Annotated in this window: 26 protein-coding genes; 11 read left to right on the top strand and 15 right to left on the bottom strand. The window is 71.3% G+C overall.

Translation table 11 applies throughout. From position 1 onward, the window contains the following. Positions 1–97 precede the first annotated feature (97 nt). From DVR05_RS09830 to DVR05_RS27350, 3 genes are read left to right on the top strand one after another with little or no spacing between them, the layout of a single operon-like run. On the top strand, positions 98–313 hold the full coding sequence (locus DVR05_RS09830; protein ID WP_116245534.1) for a type II toxin-antitoxin system VapB family antitoxin: 216 nt from the start codon (positions 98–100) through the stop codon (positions 311–313). Continuing rightward, positions 310–477 (top strand): hypothetical protein, encoded by a 168-nt coding sequence (locus DVR05_RS27355; protein ID WP_232832059.1) that lies wholly within the window; start codon positions 310–312, stop codon positions 475–477. The genes DVR05_RS09830 and DVR05_RS27355 overlap by 4 nt, the downstream gene beginning before the upstream one ends. Before the next feature lie 40 nt (positions 478–517). Next, positions 518–730, top strand: coding sequence for a PIN domain-containing protein (locus DVR05_RS27350; protein WP_232832058.1), 213 nt, complete (start codon positions 518–520; stop codon positions 728–730). 36 nt (positions 731–766) lie between these two features. Here the strand turns inward: DVR05_RS27350 and DVR05_RS09820 are convergent, their stop codons facing one another. The 10 genes from DVR05_RS09820 to DVR05_RS09775 all read right to left on the bottom strand — a co-directional run bounded on the left by DVR05_RS09820 (position 767) and on the right by DVR05_RS09775 (position 10993). Then, entirely contained in the window at positions 767–1549 is a 783-nt protein-coding gene (locus DVR05_RS09820; RefSeq protein WP_116245533.1) for a type III pantothenate kinase, read from the bottom strand. Between the two features lie 65 nt (positions 1550–1614). Continuing rightward, a complete protein-coding gene (locus DVR05_RS09815; protein WP_116245532.1) occupies positions 1615–4206 on the bottom strand; it encodes an L-aspartate oxidase in 2592 nt (863 codons plus the stop codon). Positions 4207–4343: 137 nt separating this feature from the next. Beyond that, positions 4344–5231, bottom strand: a complete 888-nt coding sequence (panC, locus tag DVR05_RS09810) for a pantoate--beta-alanine ligase (RefSeq protein WP_116245531.1) — start codon at positions 5229–5231, stop codon at positions 4344–4346. Between the two features lie 69 nt (positions 5232–5300). Next, the gene (locus DVR05_RS09805; protein WP_116245530.1) at positions 5301–6185 is read right to left on the bottom strand and encodes a Rossmann-like and DUF2520 domain-containing protein; all 885 of its coding nucleotides are present in this window, start codon (positions 6183–6185) and stop codon (positions 5301–5303) included. Positions 6186–6572: 387 nt separating this feature from the next. Then, positions 6573–6815, bottom strand: coding sequence for a hypothetical protein (locus DVR05_RS09800; protein WP_116245529.1), 243 nt, complete (start codon positions 6813–6815; stop codon positions 6573–6575). 458 nt (positions 6816–7273) lie between these two features. Then, positions 7274–7513, bottom strand: a complete 240-nt coding sequence (locus DVR05_RS09795) for a DUF320 domain-containing protein (RefSeq protein ID WP_116245528.1) — start codon at positions 7511–7513, stop codon at positions 7274–7276. 243 nt (positions 7514–7756) lie between these two features. Continuing rightward, entirely contained in the window at positions 7757–9118 is a 1362-nt protein-coding gene (locus tag DVR05_RS09790; protein WP_116245527.1) for a PH domain-containing protein, read from the bottom strand. A 209-nt stretch (positions 9119–9327) separates the two neighbouring features. After that, complete coding sequence (locus DVR05_RS09785; RefSeq protein ID WP_116245526.1) at positions 9328–9882, bottom strand: PH domain-containing protein; 555 nt, start codon at positions 9880–9882, stop codon at positions 9328–9330. Positions 9883–10058: 176 nt separating this feature from the next. Then, positions 10059–10226 carry a DUF397 domain-containing protein gene (locus DVR05_RS09780; protein ID WP_116245525.1) on the bottom strand — a complete coding sequence of 56 codons (168 nt, stop codon included), beginning with the start codon at positions 10224–10226 and terminating at the stop codon, positions 10059–10061. Next, the gene (locus DVR05_RS09775; protein ID WP_157982420.1) at positions 10223–10993 is read right to left on the bottom strand and encodes a Scr1 family TA system antitoxin-like transcriptional regulator; all 771 of its coding nucleotides are present in this window, start codon (positions 10991–10993) and stop codon (positions 10223–10225) included. The genes DVR05_RS09780 and DVR05_RS09775 overlap by 4 nt, the downstream gene beginning before the upstream one ends. Before the next feature lie 79 nt (positions 10994–11072). Between DVR05_RS09775 and DVR05_RS09770 the strand changes: the two genes are divergently transcribed. The 8 genes from DVR05_RS09770 to DVR05_RS09740 all read left to right on the top strand — a co-directional run bounded on the left by DVR05_RS09770 (position 11073) and on the right by DVR05_RS09740 (position 16268). Continuing rightward, the gene (locus tag DVR05_RS09770; protein ID WP_116245523.1) at positions 11073–11267 is read left to right on the top strand and encodes a hypothetical protein; all 195 of its coding nucleotides are present in this window, start codon (positions 11073–11075) and stop codon (positions 11265–11267) included. After that, on the top strand, positions 11254–11466 hold the full coding sequence (locus tag DVR05_RS09765) for a hypothetical protein (RefSeq protein WP_116245522.1): 213 nt from the start codon (positions 11254–11256) through the stop codon (positions 11464–11466). The genes DVR05_RS09770 and DVR05_RS09765 overlap by 14 nt, the downstream gene beginning before the upstream one ends. A 300-nt stretch (positions 11467–11766) precedes the next feature. After that, positions 11767–11898, top strand: coding sequence for a hypothetical protein (locus tag DVR05_RS27720; protein WP_017601747.1), 132 nt, complete (start codon positions 11767–11769; stop codon positions 11896–11898). 8 nt (positions 11899–11906) lie between these two features. Beyond that, positions 11907–13088, top strand: coding sequence for a cupin domain-containing protein (locus DVR05_RS09760; protein WP_116245521.1), 1182 nt, complete (start codon positions 11907–11909; stop codon positions 13086–13088). After that, positions 13070–13996: an aldo/keto reductase gene (locus DVR05_RS09755; RefSeq protein ID WP_369974514.1), complete on the top strand. Its 927-nt coding sequence runs from the start codon at positions 13070–13072 to the stop codon at positions 13994–13996. Before DVR05_RS09760 ends, DVR05_RS09755 begins: the two co-directional genes overlap by 19 nt. Then, complete coding sequence (locus DVR05_RS09750; protein WP_116245520.1) at positions 13968–14813, top strand: phosphotransferase; 846 nt, start codon at positions 13968–13970, stop codon at positions 14811–14813. The genes DVR05_RS09755 and DVR05_RS09750 overlap by 29 nt, the downstream gene beginning before the upstream one ends. Positions 14814–15222: 409 nt before the next feature. After that, a complete protein-coding gene (locus DVR05_RS09745; RefSeq protein WP_116245519.1) occupies positions 15223–15771 on the top strand; it encodes a hypothetical protein in 549 nt (182 codons plus the stop codon). Continuing rightward, positions 15768–16268, top strand: coding sequence for an ATP-binding protein (locus DVR05_RS09740; RefSeq protein WP_116245518.1), 501 nt, complete (start codon positions 15768–15770; stop codon positions 16266–16268). Before DVR05_RS09745 ends, DVR05_RS09740 begins: the two co-directional genes overlap by 4 nt. A 56-nt stretch (positions 16269–16324) precedes the next feature. Here DVR05_RS09740 and DVR05_RS09735 read toward each other — a convergent pair whose 3' ends face one another. The 5 genes from DVR05_RS09735 to folP are packed head-to-tail and all read right to left on the bottom strand — an operon-like array spanning position 16325 to position 19059. Further along, positions 16325–16813: a DUF3180 domain-containing protein gene (locus DVR05_RS09735; protein WP_116245517.1), complete on the bottom strand. Its 489-nt coding sequence runs from the start codon at positions 16811–16813 to the stop codon at positions 16325–16327. Continuing rightward, the gene (gene folK / locus DVR05_RS09730) at positions 16813–17349 is read right to left on the bottom strand and encodes a 2-amino-4-hydroxy-6-hydroxymethyldihydropteridine diphosphokinase (protein WP_116245516.1); all 537 of its coding nucleotides are present in this window, start codon (positions 17347–17349) and stop codon (positions 16813–16815) included. Before folK ends, DVR05_RS09735 begins: the two co-directional genes overlap by 1 nt. Next, entirely contained in the window at positions 17346–17717 is a 372-nt protein-coding gene (folB, locus tag DVR05_RS09725; protein ID WP_116245515.1) for a dihydroneopterin aldolase, read from the bottom strand. The genes folK and folB overlap by 4 nt, the downstream gene beginning before the upstream one ends. Continuing rightward, on the bottom strand, positions 17717–18157 hold the full coding sequence (locus DVR05_RS09720; protein ID WP_116245514.1) for a nuclear transport factor 2 family protein: 441 nt from the start codon (positions 18155–18157) through the stop codon (positions 17717–17719). Before DVR05_RS09720 ends, folB begins: the two co-directional genes overlap by 1 nt. Beyond that, complete coding sequence (gene folP / locus DVR05_RS09715; RefSeq protein WP_198659118.1) at positions 18154–19059, bottom strand: dihydropteroate synthase; 906 nt, start codon at positions 19057–19059, stop codon at positions 18154–18156. Before folP ends, DVR05_RS09720 begins: the two co-directional genes overlap by 4 nt. Positions 19060–19151 lie beyond the last annotated feature (92 nt).

Here is a 19151-nt window from a genome sequence, read left to right as displayed (position 1 = left end):
GTTCGTCACCCCCGAACGCCCAGAAGAGCCGATCCCGCGAGACGCGGATATTCCGTGATCGACCAATGACACTCAGCTACAGGTGCATCCTAGGTGTATGAGTCGCACAAACATTGACATCGACGACGAACTGATCGCGTCCGTGATGGAACGCTTCCAGGTCCGGACGAAGCGTGAGGCCGTGGACATCGCTCTGCGACGCACGGCCGGGACGCCACTCTCCAAGGACTTCCTCCTTAGCCTTGAGGGGATGGGCTGGGAGGGCGACCTGAACGAGATGCGCCGTTCCGGATTCGAGGACACCGACGTATGACCACGGTCTACCTGGTCGACAGCTCCGCGTGGGTGGAGTACCTCCGTAAGACGGACTCCGAGACCAACGACTTCGTCCGGGAACTCATCGAGACGGAAGCGCAGCTGGCGACGACCGAACCCATCGCCGCCGAATCTCCTGAGCGGTGTCCGGAACGCGGCTGAACACCAGGTCATCGAGCGCCTGACCAACGGGCTCATCCAGTTGGCCCTGGAGAACCACGTCGACTTCATCCATTCGGCGGCCCTGTACCGGGAGGCTCGCGCCAAGGGCAAGACGATCCGCGAACTCCACGACTGCCTCATCGCGGCCGTCGCGCTGCGCACGGACGCGGTCCTCGTCCACTGTGACCGGGACTTCGACCACCTGGCCGAGGTCTTCCCCCGCCTACGCGTCCAGAGGCACAATCAGGTGTGATGCGTGGGGCGAGGTGCCTCGCCCCACCCGACCGGCTCAGCCGACGTTGCGCTCGAAGACCAGGCGCAGACCGATGAGGGTCAGCCACGGGTCGTGCACGTCCACCGTCTCGCACTCGCCGACGACCACGGAGGCCAGACCGCCGGTGGCGACCACGGTCACGTCGTCGGGGGCGTCGGTGAGCTCGGCGACCATCCGGTCCACGATCCCGTCGACCTGCCCCGCGAACCCGAACACGATCCCCGACCGCAGCGCCTCCGTGGTGTTCTTCGCGATCGCCGCGCGCGGCTTGACGATCTCCACCATGTGCAGCTGCGCGCCCCTCCGGGACAGCGCGTCCACGGAGATGTCGATGCCCGGCGCGATCGCCCCTCCGACGTACTCCCCCTTGGCGCTCACCGCGTCGAACGTGGTCGCCGTGCCGAAGTCGACCACCACCGCCGGGCCGCCGTACAGGTGACTGGCGGCCAGCGCGTTGATGATCCGGTCGCTGCCCACCTCCTTGGGGTTGTCCATCCGGATCGGCACGCCCGTCTTGACGCCGGGTTCGACGACCACGGCGGGCACGTCCCCGAAGTGGCGGCGGAACATGTCGCGCATCTCGTGCTGCACCGAGGGGACCGAGCAGCACAGGGCGATCCCCTCGATGTCGGTCTGGGCCCCCAGCGCGCTCCCGTCGATGAGCCCGCGCAGCACCACCGCCCACTCGTCGGCGGTGCGGCGCGTCTCGGTCCCCACTCTCCAGTGTTCGAGAAGGTCGTCGCCCTGGAACAGGCCGAACACCGTCTCGGAGTTGCCGACGTCGATCGCGAGCAGCATGCTGGGGACCCTCATCCGTGGTCGAAGTGGTGTGTTCCCAAGGAATCTTCCACCAACCGGGCCGCTCACAACAGGTCGAGAGCGATATCCAGTGCCGGGCTGGAGTGGGTCAGGGCGCCGACCGCCAGGTAGTCGACCCCGGTGGCGGCCACGTCGGCGGCCACGTCGAGGGTCAGCCCGCCGGAGGACTCCAGCCGCGCGCGCCCTGCGACCAGGGCGACGGCGGAGCGCAGGCCCTCGACGGTGAAGTTGTCGAGGAGGATTTCCTCGGCCCCGGCGGCGATCGCGTCCTCGATCTGGTCGATCCGGTCCACCTCGACCTCCAGCGGCAGGTCGGGGAAGCGCTCGCGGATGGCGCGCACGGCCGCGCCGACCCCGCCCGCCGCGACCACGTGGTTGTCCTTGACCAGTCCGGCGTCGCTGAGGCAGTACCGGTGGTTGACGCCGCCCCCGCAGCGCACGGCGTACTTCTCCAGCGCCCGGAGGCCGGGGCGGGTCTTACGGCTGTCCCGGATCCGGGCGCCGGTACCGGCCACCGCGTCCACCCAGGTGCGGGTGGCCGTGGCGATCCCCGACATGTGGGTGAGGAGGTTGAGCGCGGTGCGCTCGGCGGTGAGCAGGTCGCGCGTGCGGGCGGTGACGGACATCAGCACGTCCCCGCGCTTGACCGCGTCGCCGTCGCGGGCGGAGCGGGCGACCTGCACGGCGCCCTCGGACACGAGCCAGAAGACCAGTTCGGCCAGGGGCAGGCCGCTCACCGTACCGTCGGCGCGCGCCACGACGTGCGCGGTCCGCACCTGGTCGGCGGGGATGGTGGCCACGGTGGTGACGTCGATGCGCGGACCGGCGGTGAGGTCCTCGGCCAGGGCGCGCCGGACCACGTCCACGTGGGACTGGTGGGGCGCCGTGTAGGGGAGGGTGAACTCGGCGCGCGCGTCGGGGTCGGGCGTCCCCTCGGCGAGCGGGAAGGCGATGCCGTCCAGCTCGGCGACGAGTTCGGGCGGCAGGGACGGGGTCCAGTCCTCGTCGGTGGCCACGGGTGTGTTCCCCTCCAGTCGGACGACGGTCGGCCGCGTCCGGAACCCGGGGTCGGGCTCGGGCGCGTCGGCGCGCTGGTGCGAGCCCCGGCTCTCGGTGCGGTGCAGCGCGGCGGCGGCCACGAGTCGGGCCACCGTCAGCAGGTTGGTCGCCTCCCAGGTGGCCGTGTCCGGGGCGACGTGCTCGGCCGGGGCGGTGAGCGCGTCGAGTTCGGTGACCAGTTCGGCCAGCCCCTCGCCGGTGCGCAGGACCCCGGCGTGGCGGGACATCAGCGCGCGGACGCGGGTCGCGGTGGCGGGCCGGACGAGGCGGGTGACGTCGCCGACGGGGACGCCCCGCTCCGGGATCGGGCGGGCCTCCTGCGCGAGACGGGCGGCGATCCGGTCCGCGTACACCAGCCCCTCCAGGAGGGAGTTGGAGGCCAGGCGGTTCGCGCCGTGCACGCCGGTGCGCGCCACCTCGCCGACCGCCCAGAGGCCGGGGACGCTGGTGGCCCCGTCGATGTCGACCTCGGCCCCGCCGGAGGCGTAGTGGGCGGCGGGGGCGACGGGGATCGGCTGGGTGACCGGGTCGATGCCGTGTTCGCGGCAGGACGCCAGGATGGTGGGGAAGCGGCGTTCCCAGGTGGCGGCGCCGAAGTGGCGGCCGTCCAGGTAAACGTGGTCGGTACCGGCCTCGGCCATGGTGCGCGCGATCGTCCTGGCCACGACGTCGCGGGGGGCGAGGTCACCGAGCTCGTGGACGCCCGCCATGATCCGTTCGCCGTCGCCGTCCACGAGGTGGGCGCCCTCTCCGCGCACGGCCTCGGAGACCAGGGGCTGCCTGCCCCGGGCCTCGGGCCCCAACCAGAGCACGGTGGGGTGGAACTGGATGAACTCCAGGTCGCGCAGGCGTGCCCCGGCACGGGCCGCGAGCGCGAGTCCGTCGCCGGTCGACACCGGCGGGTTGGTGGTGGCGGCGAAGATCTGGCCCATCCCCCCGGTGGCCAGGACGACGGCCGGGGCCAGGACCGCGCCGACGCCGTCGCGGGCGCCCTCACCGATGACGTGGAGGGAGGCGCCGACGACGGCCGTGCCGGCGGGGTCGCGCAGGACGTCGAGGGCGAGCGCGTGCTCGATGACCTCGATCCGCTCCTCGGCCAGGACCGCGGCCTGGAGCGCGCGCTGGATCTCGGCTCCGGTGGCGTCTCCTCCGGCGTGGGCGACCCGGTCCGCGCGGTGTCCGCCCTCGCGGGTGAGGGCCAGTCCCCCGCCGTCGGCGCGGTCGAACTCGGCGCCCGCCCCGATGAGCCAGCGCAGGGCGGCGGGTCCCTCCTCCGCCAGCACGTGCACGGCGAGGGGGTCGCACAGACCGGCCCCGGCCAGGTGGGTGTCGACCATGTGCGCGACCGGGTCGTCCCCGGGGGCCACGGCCGCGGCGATGCCGCCCTGGGCGTAGGAGGTGGAGCCCGTGGAGAGGCGGTCCTTGGTGACGAGGACGACGCGGCCGCGCTCGGTGCGCTGGACGTAGCGCAGCGCGGTGCTCAGCCCGGCGACGCCCGAGCCGATGACGGCGACGTCGGCGCTGACGCTCCACGACGGGGCGGGGGCGTCGATCCGGGTCTGTCTGGATGAGGACATGTGGGTCTCTTTCGCGAGTGCCGACTGAGGTTTCCGTTCGGGCGCGGCCGGAGGGGAACCTCGCCGGGGGCGTCCTGTGCGGGCGGTCGAGGGCGACGGGCGGGCCGAGGCGAAGCGGAGGCCCGGAACGAACACCGCTAGGAGCGGGTCAGCCGCACCGGCACGTTGTCGATGAGCCGTGTGGTGCCCACCCGGGCCGCGACGGCCAGGACGGCCTCGCCCGTGAAGTCGGCGGGGACGTCGGTGAAGGTGGCGGGGTCGACCAGCGCGAGGTAGTCGAGTTCGACGGGCGGCGCGGCCTTGGCCGCCTCGTCCAGGACGCCCTGGGCGGCGGCGCGGACGGCCTCGGGCCCGTCGGCGGCGGCGTCGCGCCCGGCGTTCAGGGCCCGGGACAGGGCGAGGGCGCTGGCGCGTTCGTCCGCGTCCAGGTAGACGTTCCGGCTCGACGTGGCCAACCCGTCGGGGTCGCGCAGGGTGGGGGCGCCGACGATCTCCACGGGCAGGTTGAGGTCGGCGACCATCCGGCGGACGACGGCGAGCTGCTGGGCGTCCTTCTGCCCGAAGACGGCCAGGTCGGGGCCGACCAGGTGCAGGAGCTTGCTGACCACGGTGAGCACCCCGGTGAAGAACCCGGGGCGGGAGGCGCCCTCCAGGCGGTCCCCCATCGCGCCCGCCTGGACGGTGACCATCTGCTCGGTGGGGTACATCGTGTTCACGGTCGGGGCGAAGACGACGTCGACGCCCTCCTGAGCGCAGACCCCGGTGTCCGTGTCCAGCGTGCGCGGATAGCGGTCGAAGTCCTCGTTCGGGCCGAACTGGAGCGGGTTGACGAAGATGCTCACGACGACGGTGTCGGCCTGGGCGCGGGCGAGGCGCATGAGGCTGCGGTGGCCCTCGTGCAACGCGCCCATCGTGGGGACGAGGGCGACGCGTCCGGCGTCGGCGAGGGCGCGGCGCAGCTCCTCGGCCGTGTGGACGACGAGGGGCCCGACGGTCGACGCGGGCTGTGACGTGGGTTCGGTCATCGTGCTTCCCGGTGGTGGTGTGTCGTGCGCGCACGGCGCGGCCACGCCCGCCGTGCGACGCGGTGGGTCTCAGCGGCGGAGGACGTCGAGCAGGCGAGCGGCGTCGGCGGGGTCGAGCATCCCGGCGTTGATGGCGCGGTCCGCGGTGAGCCGGGCGAGTTCGACGTAGCTGGCGACGCTCTCCGGGGCGTTCTCGCGCAGTTGTTCGATGTGGCCGGCGACGGTGCCCGCGTCACCGCGCAGGACGGGACCGCTCAGGCCGTGGATACCGAGGCGCAGGGCGTTGTCGAGGGCGGCGCTGAGCATGGGCGCGAGCATCCGGCCGGGTTCGGGCACCCCGGCGGCGGCGAGGAGGGAGGCGCTGTCGGCCACCAGCGTGACCAGGTGGTTGGCGCCTCCGGCGAGGGCGGCGTGGTAGAGCGTGCGCCTGTCCTCGGTGATCCACACGGGTTCCGCGCCCATCTCGACCACCAGCGCCTCGGCGATCGGGCGCAGCTGGTCGGGGGCGGTGACGCCGAAGGCGCAGTGGGCGAGGCGCTCGACGTCCTCGTCGCGCCCGGTGAAGGTCATGGCGGGGTGGAGGGCGAGGGGCAGGGCCCCGGCGATGGTGGCGGGGGCGAGGATGCCGTAACCGTGCGCGCCGCTGGCGTGGACGAGGATCTTGCCCCGCAGGTCGGCGCCGGTGGCGGCGAGCCCCTCGACGAGGTCGGGCAGGGCGTCGTCGGGCACCGTGAGCAGGACGAGGTCACTGGCCCCGACGACCTCGGGGGCGTCGAGGATCCGCGCGGTCGGCAGGCGGGAGGCGACGTTGTCCTTGGACGTCTCGGAGACCGCGGTGGCGGCGACGACCTTGTGTCCGGCCCTGCCCAGGGCCTGGCCGAGGACGGAGCCGACCCGGCCGGGCCCGATGACACCGACTCGCAACCGTGCCGGGCGACCCCGCGTCGTCTCCATGGTCGTGCTCCCTCGTGGTCCGGTGCGTCCGGTCCTTCCAGCACCGTGACGCCTGAGCACACGATAACTCTCCTGGCCCGGTGCCCCGCCGAGCAGGGCCGGACCCGGGCAACGCGAGCGGAGCGGGCGTGGCGTGCCCGCCCCGGCGGGGTGAGCCCTCCCGGTGGCCCGGGGAGCGGGTTCCCGGGGACCGCCGTCGGGGCCACGGTACGGCGGTTCCCCAGGCTGTGTCCTGTTTCCCGGAACGGCCACCCGGGGATGGCGTTCCGGCGCCGCCGGGGCTGAGGGATCCCCGGCGGCGTGGGTGTCCGCCACCGCCGCGGAGCGGCCCCGGGCGGTGGCGGACGACGCGGGTGTTCCGGACCCGCGGGCCCGGAACGGGCACCGCTACCCCTGGATGATCACTCCGGAGTTGTAGCAGGACGCCAGGGACTGGCCGAGGACGGCGTTGGAGTTGCCGCAGCCCGTGTTGAGGTTCTCGATGCCGTTGATGTAGGAGATGTTCCCGCTGACGTTGCCTCCGGCGCCGGAGGTCCAGGCGCCGGCGTGGGCCGCCGCCGGCGCCGCGGTGAGGAGGACCCCGGCGGAGGCGAGGGCCACGGCGGCGGTGACGAACGTCTTCTTGAGCACTACGTGTCTCCTTCTGTGTCCGGCGGGGGGACCGGCCGGACGCTCGGTGTTCTTCCTGAGCACCTTGGGGGCGCTGGTGAGGAAGTTACCCCTGGCGAACCCCGATTCACCCGCCTTGAGCTGGAGTTATCACGAGATACACGCCATTGTTCACACTGGGTAGCATCCCACTTCGGGGTCGATCGGGGCAAAGGTCGCGCATCGTCGTGACCCGTGTGCGCACAGGGTCACGAATCTCCCGAATTGCAGCCATGCGTCAATCCGGGTTGCGGTTCGGCCGCACCGCGCGGGCCGCGAGGGTCCGGACACACGAAAAGGGCGCCACCCCGTTCTCACGGGATGGCGCCCCGAGCGTGCCGCTCTGGAACCTGACCGGATCGGATCACCCGGGACGTCTCCCGGGTGGACACCCCCGACCCGGTCAGGTCGCTTCGTCGGCGATCCGGTCGCCTACGCGACTACTCGATGACCTTGGCGTCGGACCCGACGCAGCTGGCGCCCGCCACGCCGAGGATGCCGATCGCGTTGCCGCAGACGTTGATGGGGACGTTCAGGTCCGCCACGAGCTGGTTGCCGCCGAGGATGCTCCCGTTACCCGAGGTGAAGATGTTGTCGTCGGCCATGGCCGGAGCACCGGTGAACAGGACGCCGGCAGCGGCGGCGGTGACGGCACTGGCGGCGAGAGCCTTCTTCAGCATGGTTTCTCCCATAGACCGGTTGGCGGGGGGCGCCAACCGGGCCAAATCATTGACGATGTGTATGACTACGAACACTCCCCGTGTTCGGTCACCATTTAGCCATACTCAACCGCCGCGCACGACCGAAAGGACGAGATGAGAAGCGACTGCCACCTGGAGTTATCACACCGAGTGAGAAGACATGTCGGACATGCTGCCCGCAATTTCAGCCCTATCCGCCGCCCCTTGTGACACATCACACACTCACGTCTCGGGAGTGTCACCGGCCCGTTCCGACGGGCCCTCCGTCGATCTGGTCGCCCACCGCTCGGTGCCCGCCTCCCGGACCAGCGCGCGGCGGGTGGACGCCACCAGCGCGTCCAACAGACCGCGGCCCTCGGCCGCCGTCCTGCCGGTGGCCCGCCCGTCCGCGGGACCCGGCGGCGTGTCGACGTCCAGCGACACCCGGCCGGTGAACCGGGCCAGCGGGCCCGCCGTCAGCCGCAGGGTCTGCACCCGCTCCACGGGCACGACGTCCGTCACCCGGCAGAACAGGCCCCGAACGGTCACGAACAGGTGCTCGTCCGCCCCCGCCAGGTGCGGCGCCCGCCTCCGGTTCGGCACGAGCGGCACCCGTGCCGGATCGGTTCCGTCGAACACCTCGTTGACCAGGGAGAAGGCCAGGCGCCGCGGCGCCACCGGCAGCAGCGTCGCCGACTCCCCCTGCCGGGCGCCCGCGTACCCGGCCACGTTGGCCTCCACGCGGGCCACACCCAGGACCCGCCACAGCAGCGGCTCCACGACGCGCACCGCCTGGACCCGCCCCGGGGGGACGGTCTGCATCCGGCGCTGGAACATCCCGTAGCGCAGCCGCAGGCCGTCGGAGGACAGCGACGCGTAGTAGTCCGTGTACCGCGTCAGCGGCCCCCAGAAGTAGCGGATCAGACCGAGGACCAACGGGACGAGCGCCCCCGCCACCCCCGGTTCGAGCAGCTTCACGCCCGCCACGGCCAGCAGGAGCAGCCCGACGAAGGAGAACAGGATCGGCGCCCGGAAGGTCAGCGCGCCCAGCAGCAGGGGGAACGGCAGACGGTAGAACGGCCACTCGGGCGCCTCCGGGGAGCGCCCCGGCAGTCCGGCGGCGTGGGCGAGCACGGCCGCCCTGAGGCGCTCGGCCAGGGTCCTGCGCAGACACGGCAGCCGGATCGCGGTCCGGTCCCCGCCCGCCAGTTCGATCCGCAGTTCGGCCAGCCCGAAGACCTGCATCAGCAGCGGCTGGACGACGTCCACCGCCTGGAGGCGGCTCAGCGGGATCTCCCTCGACCCGCGCAGCACCAGCCCGCTGTGCACCACCAGGTGGTCCTCACGCAGCCCGAAGGTCCCGTACCACCACGTGGGCAGCGCGTAGGCCAGGGAGCCGAAGACGACCGCGAGCGCCAGCAGGAACACCCACGCGAAGCCGAAGGTGACCAGGATCGGCCCCACGAGCGCCACGAACACCAGGGTGACGGCGGCGACCCGCAGCGGGATGATCGACCAGTGCGACCGGAACTCCCCCCTGGTGACGTCGTCCTCCGGGCGGGGGCGCCGCATCGGCGGCGGGCGGTGGGCCACGGACGGCGGCATCAGAGCGGGGCCCGGAGGGAACGCGCCCGGCACGGGACCGGCGGGCGGCGGAGGCGGAGGGGGAGGCGGCACGGGCGCTCCGGGCGGCGGAGGGCCACCGGGAACGGGACCGCCCTGAGGCGGATGGGGACCCCCGGGCGGCGGGTACGCCCCCCGCGGCCACGACGGCGTCCACCGGGCGTGCTGGGGGGACTGGCTCGATCCGTCCACTACAACCCCGTCGAGAAGCTCTCGCTGCGCGCCGCCAGGCGGGCGCGCAGTTCCACCGCCTCGGCCAGTGGGAGACCGACCACACGGGTGTCGGCCGTACTCGCCGCCGTGCGCAACCGCACGGTGGCGATCCCCAGCGCCTGCTCCAGCAGGTCGGCGGTCACGTCCACGACCTGCATCCGACCGTAGGGCACCACGACCAGCTGGCGGAGGAACACGCCGTAGGTGAGGTAGAGCTCCCCCGTTCCCTCGACGTAGCCCCACGACCGCTGGAACCGCCCCGCCAGGAACCACGCGACGGCGAGGACGGCCAGGGCCGCGCCTCCCGTCGCGGCTGCCCATCCCGGCCCGGCCCAGGCGTACGCCAGCGTCGCCGCGGCCGCTCCCCCGACCAGGCACAGGGCGGCCACCACCAGCCTGCGGTACAGGGCCAGGGCGGGTGACACGCGCGTCCAGGACGTGCCCTCGGGCGGGGCGAACGCCGCCGCGAGCGGGCGTTCGGGCCGGGACGGGCCGGGCGGATTCGGCGTCGGGGCCGGGTCACTGGTGTCCACGAGGCCAGTCAACCATCAGCGGGCAAACAGGGAGCGGACCCCCGCGCGGAGCGGGGGTGCCGCAAGGCCCGCGGTGATCACGGAGGCCACCAAGGGGCTGGTGGGCGTCCTCGACGGGTACACACCACGGAACCCCGGGCAACGACCCTGCCCGGGGTCCCGTGGTGTACGGGGTCCTACCGCGTCACGGACGCCAGCAGCGCCGCCCACTCACCCGCGGGGAGGGACAGATGCCCCAGCTCCCGGTTCTGGGTGTCGCGCACGTCCGCGCCCTGTTGGTGCTCTCGGACCTCAACGCACTCGGGTCCGGTCGAGCTGTAGCTCGACTTGTGCCACTCGTTCAATGGATCATTCCTTCCATGAGGGTGCGGGACTGGTCGGGCGGCAGTGCCCACCCCAAAGCCCGTTTCATCCGCTCGACCATGAGCGGAAGTTTGCCCGGCGTGCTGTAGTCCAACATGCCGCTCACACCATCGCCGATCGCGGCCGTACCGCCGTCCGTCAGGTGGTAGATCGTCAACGGAGCGACGGTGGTCGCCATGGTGTTCTCGGGCAACAGGTGAACGATCAATCGCCCGCAGTCGATTGCCTTCACCAGGTGGTTCACCTGCGCGACACGCACAGGGACCGGGACACCGAGCAGGCCCACGACGGGGAACACCGCCACGACCAAGGGATCGGACGTCGCCCGCAAAGTCGGGTAACGGCGGCTCTTGCGCGCCACCTCCCGCCGGATGGCGTCGTCACCACCCGGGTAGACGCACTCACGAAGTACGTGCTCGACGTAGGCACGGCACTGCAATAGTCCGGGCACGTAGTTGGGGGACAACATCTCGATCGCGCGGGCCGCCCTGTCGAGTTCGGGTTCGGACTTGCGCCAGTCCGCGAGCACCGACCCCGTTGTCTGGACCTGCCACGCGCGGACGAGGTGACCCCCGATCCCCAGGGCCGTGTCGATCTGCTCGACCAGAGCACGATCGGGCAGGTTGCGGTCATGACGCCAGCGGGACACCGTGGACCGGTCCACGTGGAAGCGTGACGCGAGTTCCTTGTTGCTGATTCCGGCGGTGGCCATGGCTTCAGTCAGGATCCTGCCGAATGTGCGACCCATATCGCACAGGATGGCGCGAGCGTGCACAGCAGTGCTATCGGGGGTGTGCACACCGTAGTGAAGGTGTGACCTGGGTCCCATGCAGACCTGGACTCGTAAGGCCGCGCGCCAACTCCGCCGCAACGACATCGTGCTCGTCGGGGCCGGACACCTCCGAGTGGTCACCGCCGTGGAGCCCGACCCCGAACCCGGCTTCGTGAACCTCCGCCTCGGGACCGCGTGGTACCGCTACCCAGCCGGTCAGTTGGTGGTGGTGGACGGTGCTCGCCGGTGACCCCGTGGTCTCCTATCTGGGACACGGCGTCTGGCGCGTGGACGACGTGGTCGGAAGCTGGCACGCCTGCCACACCCACCTCACCCGCCAGCACGGGATGCGGCACTCCGAGGCCAACACCGCCCTCGTCCACGGACACCGGCAATGGGCCGCCGACCAGCTCCACGAGCTGCTCAACGACCCGCGAGGAGGGCGTTGACGTGCTCGCGCAACGGCCCTTCCAGCCCTTCGTGGAATCCCGCCGAGATGGCCGACGTGATCCAACCAGCGCAACAGAGCTGAGCCAGCCGCCCGGCTCGCCACACGAGTGGCTCTCGACCTCGTGCCGACGCTCCGGCACCCGTCCGGTGGGCCGTTGCTGGTGTCCGTGGTGAAGCCGGCCCGTACGAGAGACACCAAAGACTCCACATGACGAAAAGTCGATCATGTGGTCACGTGCGGTGAAGGTCTCCGAGCCGGACCCGCGCACCCGTAGGAACGCACGAAAGGAAGTACGCAGATGCAGGAGCAGCAGTTCGACGGTGACTTGATGGTCGCTGTCGAGGAGATCACCACCGAGCGCAGCCGAGGCGACCAGCCCTCCGACGGCGGCGGCACTGGCCGCAGCGACACCAACGACGGCATCCGCTAGGAGTAACCGTGCCCGCTGATGTGATCAGCGGCCGTCTGGGCGGGGAGCAGTTCCCCGCCCAGGTGCTCGGCCGCACCCACCGCCGCTACCCCGCCAACGCTGACCAGGCCGCTGACTTCGCTGATCTGCTCACCTGGCCCGACTTCAACCAACTGCTCGCGACCCGCCGCCTGGACGTGCCGCGTATGCGGCTCTCGGCCGGACAGACGGTGGACGTGAACGCCTACACCCGCCTCCAGACCTACCGCCGCATGCCCGACTGGAACGCGCCCGTACCGCATCTGTTCCACGCTCAGCTTCGCGAGGGCGCGACGCTGGTCGTGGATGCCATCGATGAGATGCATCCACCCATCAACAACCTGGCTGCCGAGATCGAGGCCTGGTTGGGGACACGGGTCCAGATCAACGCCTATGCCTCCTGGACCGCTAAGGAGGGCTTCGGAGTTCACTGGGACGACCACGACGTGATCGTTGTGCAAGTCTCGGGACGCAAGCGGTGGCGCATCTACGGCACCACACGCGAGGCCCCGTTGTACTCCGATGTGGAGGTGGACAACGACGCACCCACCGAGCCCATCGATGAGTTCACCATGGAGCCCGGCGACGTGCTCCATGTTCCTCGGGGGTGCTGGCACGCGGCGGCGGCCTCGGAGGGCGAGCCCAGCCTGCACCTGACCTGCGGGCTGAACACCACCACCGGCGCGGACTTCCTCGACTGGTTCAACGGCCTGTTGCTGGAACACGTCGAAGTTCGGCGCGACGTCCCCCGAAGTGATGCTGACCAGGCGGCATGGGCCGCTCGCCTGGCCGAGCTGATCACGCAACGCCTTCAGACCCCCGGCGTGGTCGATGAGTACTGGAACCATCTGAACCAGACCGCTCCGGCCCGGATGGCGTTCAGCCTCCCGGTCGCCGTGACCGGGGACCTGGCGTCGTCCTCACGAGTACGGCTGGCCTCCCACCGAGGCACTGTGCACGAGGAGAAGACGACGGTGGTCCTGTCGGCGCAAGGGCGCCGCTGGCACCTGGCACCTCCCGCCGCTCCAGTGCTGCACCGGCTTGCGGAGGGCGAAGCGATCACGGTCAAGGAGCTGTGCCAGCTCGCCCCCAACGTCGCCGAGGACGCTCTCGTGTCCTTGCTCCGGCGTCTGATGAACGACGGCGCTCTCGTGTGGGAGGGCACCGCGTGACCCTCCTCGGCCTGGGGACCTACCGAAGCCACGACGCAGCCGCATCGGCCAGCGTCGCGGCTTCGGCCGGATGCCCCCTTATCGACACCGCTCCCGTGTACGGGAACGGGAAGCACCAATCGGCCATCGCACCTGTTCTACGAGAACACCCCAGCATCCGCGTGACCAGCAAAGTCGGCTACATGACCGAGGGGCAAGCACGGGTCGCGCTCAGCGCCGGGGACCTTACCGGGGAGGACGTCCGATTCCGGCACAGCATCGCCCCGGAGTACGTGCGTCACCAGATCGCCATGTCCCGGACCGAACTGCGCCGCCCCGTCCTCGATGTGGTGTACCTGCACAACCCCGAACACGATCACCAGAAGCGCGGCGACCTCCACAAACGGATACGTGATGCGTTCGGTGCGCTCGAAGAGGCGACCGCGGCCGGAACGATCCGTGGATACGGGGTGGCGACGTGGAGCGGGTTCGACACGGGAGCCTTCACCGTGCGCGATCTCGTCCGGCTTGCGCAAGAAGCCGCAGGACGGCCAGAGACCGGCCTTCGCGCGATCCAGCTCCCCGTCTCCTTGGTCAAGATCACCCCCATCCGAGATGCCCTGTTGGGAAACGGTCCCATCGGTCGGGCCAGCGAGGCAGGATTGGAGGTCTGGGCTTCCGCCCCACTGCACGGCGGCAAACTCATCCGACTGGTGAATGAACGTCTCGCGCGCTACATCAGTGAGGGCGCGTCGCCCGTGGAGGCGGCTCTGCTCGTGACAGCTTCAGTGCCTGGCCTGACCGGGATGCTGATCAGCACGTCGAGTACAGAGCACTGGGCGAACGCGGCCTCGGTGGTGGGCGGGCCGCTCCTGCCCGAGACTCGAATCAAGGACATCAGTGACCTCCTCCTCCGAGAACACGCCTGACCTGCAACAGGCGTGGCATCACGCGATCGTGGCCCTGAGCCTTACCGCATCCGACCGTGTCGCACTGCATCACGGGGTGGGTGGCCGGACCCTCAGCGGACCGGCCACCACCGCCGACGGCTCGCCCGTCTGGCTTCGGGTCATGTCCGCGCCCCGACCCGGCGGGAAAGCTTGGAACGGGGCGGCACTCGCCGATGCACTGGTGAGCGACAACGTCCCCCGACCGCGTCTGCTCGCCGAGCACACCTGGGGCGACGCCCCCGCGTTCCAAGCCCTGATGTGGGAGCGAATGAAGGGAACGGTGGTGTCGGCGACCCCTGACCTCAGCGCCCCTGCGAAGAACGACGCCCAATGGTGGACCGACCTGCGCCATGCCCTGGCCACTCTGGAAACTGTTCCCGCTCCGGCCGATCGACAGGTGTTCTCCCAGGCGTTCGTCCACCGCATACCCAATCATCTCCCTGAGATCGCCGAAGCCGGGGTGGATCTGAACGTAGGGACGTGGGTGGCCTCGCATGGAGACCTGCATTGGGCCAATCTGACCCGTGATCCCCTGATGATCCTGGACTGGGAGGGGTGGGGGCTGGCCCCGTTGGGCTACGACGCCGCTGTTCTCCACGCCTACGCCCTGCCCGAACCCGAAACAGCGGCCGAGGTGCGCGCAGTGTTCGCTGACGTACTGGACACCGACGCCGGGCGACTGGCTCACCTGGTGATCTGCGCCGAGATCATTCAGGCAGCCGAGCGGGATTCGCTCCATGCGCGTCTTGCCCCCTACGCTCGCCGCTTCGCTACCGAGGTACTGACACCGCAGTAGTCACACACCGCAGGACCTCGGTCGGCGAGACGGGCGAGGCCTCGCGTTTCGCACCCCGGGCATGTCTCCTGGACGCGGGAGAGGAAGCTCACCGATCGGGTGTCCGTTCAACGGCTCAGCTTGGCGCGCTTCATACAAGCCGGAGAATTCATCCTCATTCTGACCAAGGGGATAGTTCTGGCGAGGTGGGGAAATGGGGTCAACACTTTTCGCAAGGCGCCCTGAACTGGGGAAACGTCGAGACCATGAAGTTTTCCCCGACGAGTTCGCGGAAAAGTTCTCCTCCGCCCCACGCGTGCTCTACTCTTCTTGCCAAACCCACAACTCCATACGCCGAAGACCCCGCGACGCTAGTTAGGCGCCCGGGGTCGTGGTCAGCAACTCGAACCTTTAAAGAAGGATTGCCGACATGGCTCAGTTTAGCCGTGCGGTCCTCAGGTCTGCCCTGGAGACCCTCAAGTCCCTCCTCGCCCCCGCGCACGGCCGCCACTCGGCCCGGCGTCGCCGCTCCACCCGGGTCCGCCCCTACACCCCGCTTCCCGTTCCCGAACAGGTCAGCGCTCCGTCCGAGGCCCAGGAACCGCCCGTTCCCACCCCCCGCCCGGTCCCCCGGCTCTCCCCGCCCACCGAGCGCGTGCGCGCCGACGAACTCCCCCTCGTGCGCCCCTACTACGTGGCCTTCGAACGGGAACTCGCCCACACCCAGGCACACCCCGCCCGCCGCCTGCGCGCCCGCACCACCCGGCCGGGCATCGCCGTCGCGCCCGCCACCAGGCGCACGAGCGCCTACACGCCCAAACACGCCGCTCCACGGGTTCCCGCCCCGCGCCCGGCCCCGGAAGGCGACCTGCTCGCGGCCCCGGTGACGCGCGTGCCCGGCGAGTTCGACGAACTCGCGAACCTCGTGCGCACCTGGCACGCCCAGCGCGGCGGCCAGCAGCGGGAGGTGGTCGCATGACCGCCGCGATGACGGGCGAACCCCGCCCGGTGGTGTTCTGGGAGCCCCGCGTCTACCAGGGGGAACTGGCCGAACTCGCCCAGGTCCGCAACGACCTCGCCCGTGACCTGACCGGGTTCGATCCCGACCTGGTCGAGACCGTGAAACTGTGCGCCAGCGAACTGCACGCGAACTGCGCCAAGTACACCGACCAGGAACGGCTGTACGGCGAGGTCATCCGGGGCCTGTCCATGCCGGACCGACACACGGTACGACTGTCGTTCAGCGACTCGGGCGGCGGAGGCGGCATCCCCCGCGTCCCGATCGAGCGCACCGACGACGAATGGAGCTGGGCCGAGGGCCAGCGCGGCCTCCTGCTCGTGGAGAACCTCGCCCGGGAGTGGGGCCACCTCCGCCTCGCCCCCTGGGGCGACCTCGGCACGTGCGTGTGGGCGACCTTCGACGTCGACCCCGCCACGGCGCCGAGCGGGCTCCGCCCCTTCGTGTTCACGGACTGACCGGACGACACCGGGTGGGGCGGAGAGGGAACCGCCCCACGCGGAACACCCGGTCCTCAGGCACGCGCGGACGGGTCGTCGTCGCCGTCGCCGTCCTCGGGCACCCGGCACGCCGACTCCAGCCACAGCGCGGCGCCCAGCAGCAGACCGCTGGACGCCGCGGTCCCCAGCGCCGTGAAGAACACCTCGCGGTGGCTGGGCAGCACCAACGTCCCGACCACCGCGAGCGCCACGCCCAGGAAGAAGCCCGCCGCCAGTGCCGCGAACAACGCGCTGGCCTTGGCCAACGCGACCAACCGGGCGGCGCTGAGCGGCTGGATCGGCTCGGTACCCGGGTCCCTGCGGATCCGCCGCCGCGTCCGGCGCGCGGTGAACGCCTCGGCGAACGCCAGCAGGAGCAGGGTCGGGATCGCCGACCACGGCAACGGCGGAAGGACGTCGATCGCCCCGGTGATCAGCCACCCCAGGAGCGCGCCGACCACCGCCAACAGCACGGGGACGCGCCACCCCGTCGGCTGGAGCCTCCCCTCGTGCTCCTCGGCCATCAGCCGTCCGCTCCCTCGGGGAGCCGCAGCCGGAGGTCGTCGCGGCGGTGCAGTTCCTGCTCCCCCGCCGTGTCGGCCGCCGCCACCCGCGCCAGCACGTCCGCCACCGGGCCGTGTCCGGGCAGCACCGCCCCGGGCGCCGCGTCCAGCCACGGCCGCAGCACGAACGCCCGCAGGTGGGCGCGCGGGTGCGGCAGGGTCAGCTCCGGGTCGTCGTCGCGCACCTCCCCGAAGGCGATGACGTCCACGTCGAGCGTGCGGGGCCCCCAGCGGACCTCGCGCACCCGGTCGAAGGCCCGTTCGGCGGCCTGGGCCCGCCGCAGCAGGTCGATCGGCTCGCCGTCGGCGTCCACCACCAGGACCGCGTTGAGGAAGGCGCCCTGTTCGGGGCCGCCCACCGGCGCGGTCTCGTACACGGGCGACACCGCGACCGGCCGCGGCGCTCCGTCCCCGGCCAGGAGCCGCTCCACCGCCCCCTGGAGGGTCGCCATCCGGTCGCCCATGTTCGATCCCAGGGAGAGCACCGCGCGCGTCACGACCGCCCCTCCCGACTCCGTGTGACGGTCACCGCCACGTCGGCGAACTCGTGCGGGATGGGCGCGGAGGGCTTGTGCACCGTCAGCTCCACCTCCCGTACCGGGGACTCGGCCAGGCACTCGGCGGCCAACCGCTCGGCGAGCGTCTCGATCAGGTTGACCGGCTCGCCCCGGACGATCTCCACCAGCCGCTCGGCGAGCAGCCCGTAGTGCACGGTGTCGCCGACGTCGTCGCTGGCCGCGGCCGGTGCGACGTCCAGGTGGAGCACCGCGTCGACCACGAAGTCCTGCCCCTCGCGGCGTTCGAAGTCGAACACGCCGTGGTACCCGCGCGCCCGGAGCCCGCGCAGCGCGATGCGGTCCGCCATCAGGTCTCGTCCTCCCCCTCGTCGTCCATCAGGACGGGCGAGGCGTGGTGCGACCACAAACGCCACCCCTGCTCGGTGTCGACGAAGAGGTTGGTGGTCACCACCTTGCCCCCGGCGACGAAACCGGGACTGTCGTCCTCGGCGGTCAGCACGTTCTCCTCGCAGGTGACCATGGCGATGTCCCCGCCGACGCCGATGTGCGTCTCGGTCAGCACGTACTGGATGTAGGTGACGTTGGCCATGATCAGCGACCAGGCCCGCATGATCTCGGCGCGCCCGCGCAGCAGCGGCCAGCCCGGGTTCACGCACACCAGGTCGGGGGCCTCGTGCTCCTCGGCCCACACGCTGCGCATTAGGTCGATGTCGCCGTTCTCGATGGCGCTGTAGAACTGCGCGTTGGCCTCGGCCACGCGCTCCATGACCTCCTGACGGGACTTCACAGGCCGCCCCGGTCCAGCGCCTCGGCGCGTCCCTCGTTCAGGCGGGCTCCCCCGTCGGACCAGGCGGCGGCCACGCGCACCGCGTCGGCGTTGGGTCGCACGTCGTGTACGCGCACGGCCCAGGCCCCCCGGTCGGCCGCCAGCGTGGTGACCGCGGCGGTCGCGGCGTCACAGTCGACGAAGGGGCGGTCCGCGCCCTTGGCGTCGCCGAGCAACCGGCTCAGGAAACGCTTGCGGGATCCCGCCACGAGTACCGGTCGGCCCAGTTCGTGGAACCGTTCGAGGTGCTGGAGCAGCGCCCAGTTGTGCGCCTGCTCGGGGCGTTTGGAGAATCCCAACCCCGGGTCCAGGACGATCTGGCCCGGGTCGACACCTGCACTGATCATGGCCTCCATACGGTCGCGGAGCTCATCGAGGACCTCCTGGACGACATCCGTGTACACGGCACGGCTCTGCATGTCATGACTATGCCCACGCCAGTGCATCAACACGTACGCAACGCCGGAAGAGGCCACGAGTCGGGCCATGGCCGGGTCGGCGAGTCCCCCGCTGACGTCGTTGACCAGGACCGCGCCCGCCTCGACGGCGCGCTCGGCCACCTCGGCGCGCATGGTGTCCACGCTGACGGAGACACCGCGCGACGCCAGCTCCCGCACGACCGGGTCGACGCGGCGCAGCTCCTCGGCCGCGGCGACGCGCTGCGCTCCCGGACGGGTGGACTCACCGCCGACGTCGACGATGTCCGCGCCCTCCTCGACCAGGCGCAGACCGTGCTCGATCGCCCGATCGGGGTCGAACCACTCGCCGCCGTCGGAGAAGGAGTCGGGTGTGACGTTCACGACCCCCATGACCAGACACCGCCCGAGGTCGGGCAGGCCCGGAACTGTCTGTTTCGGCCCCATAACCATCACCCTACGCTCAGGGGACACTCTCCGAACACAGGCCCTGCCGCGCGCGGGAGCCCCGGCCCGGCCGTGTCGGCCGGATGCCGGGG

It is taken from the genome of Nocardiopsis sp. FIRDI 009, assembly GCF_003386285.1.
Classification (GTDB): domain Bacteria; phylum Actinomycetota; class Actinomycetes; order Streptosporangiales; family Streptosporangiaceae; genus Nocardiopsis.
Note: the sequence above shows the minus strand (reverse complement) of the source record. Positions and strands in the feature narration are given on the sequence as shown.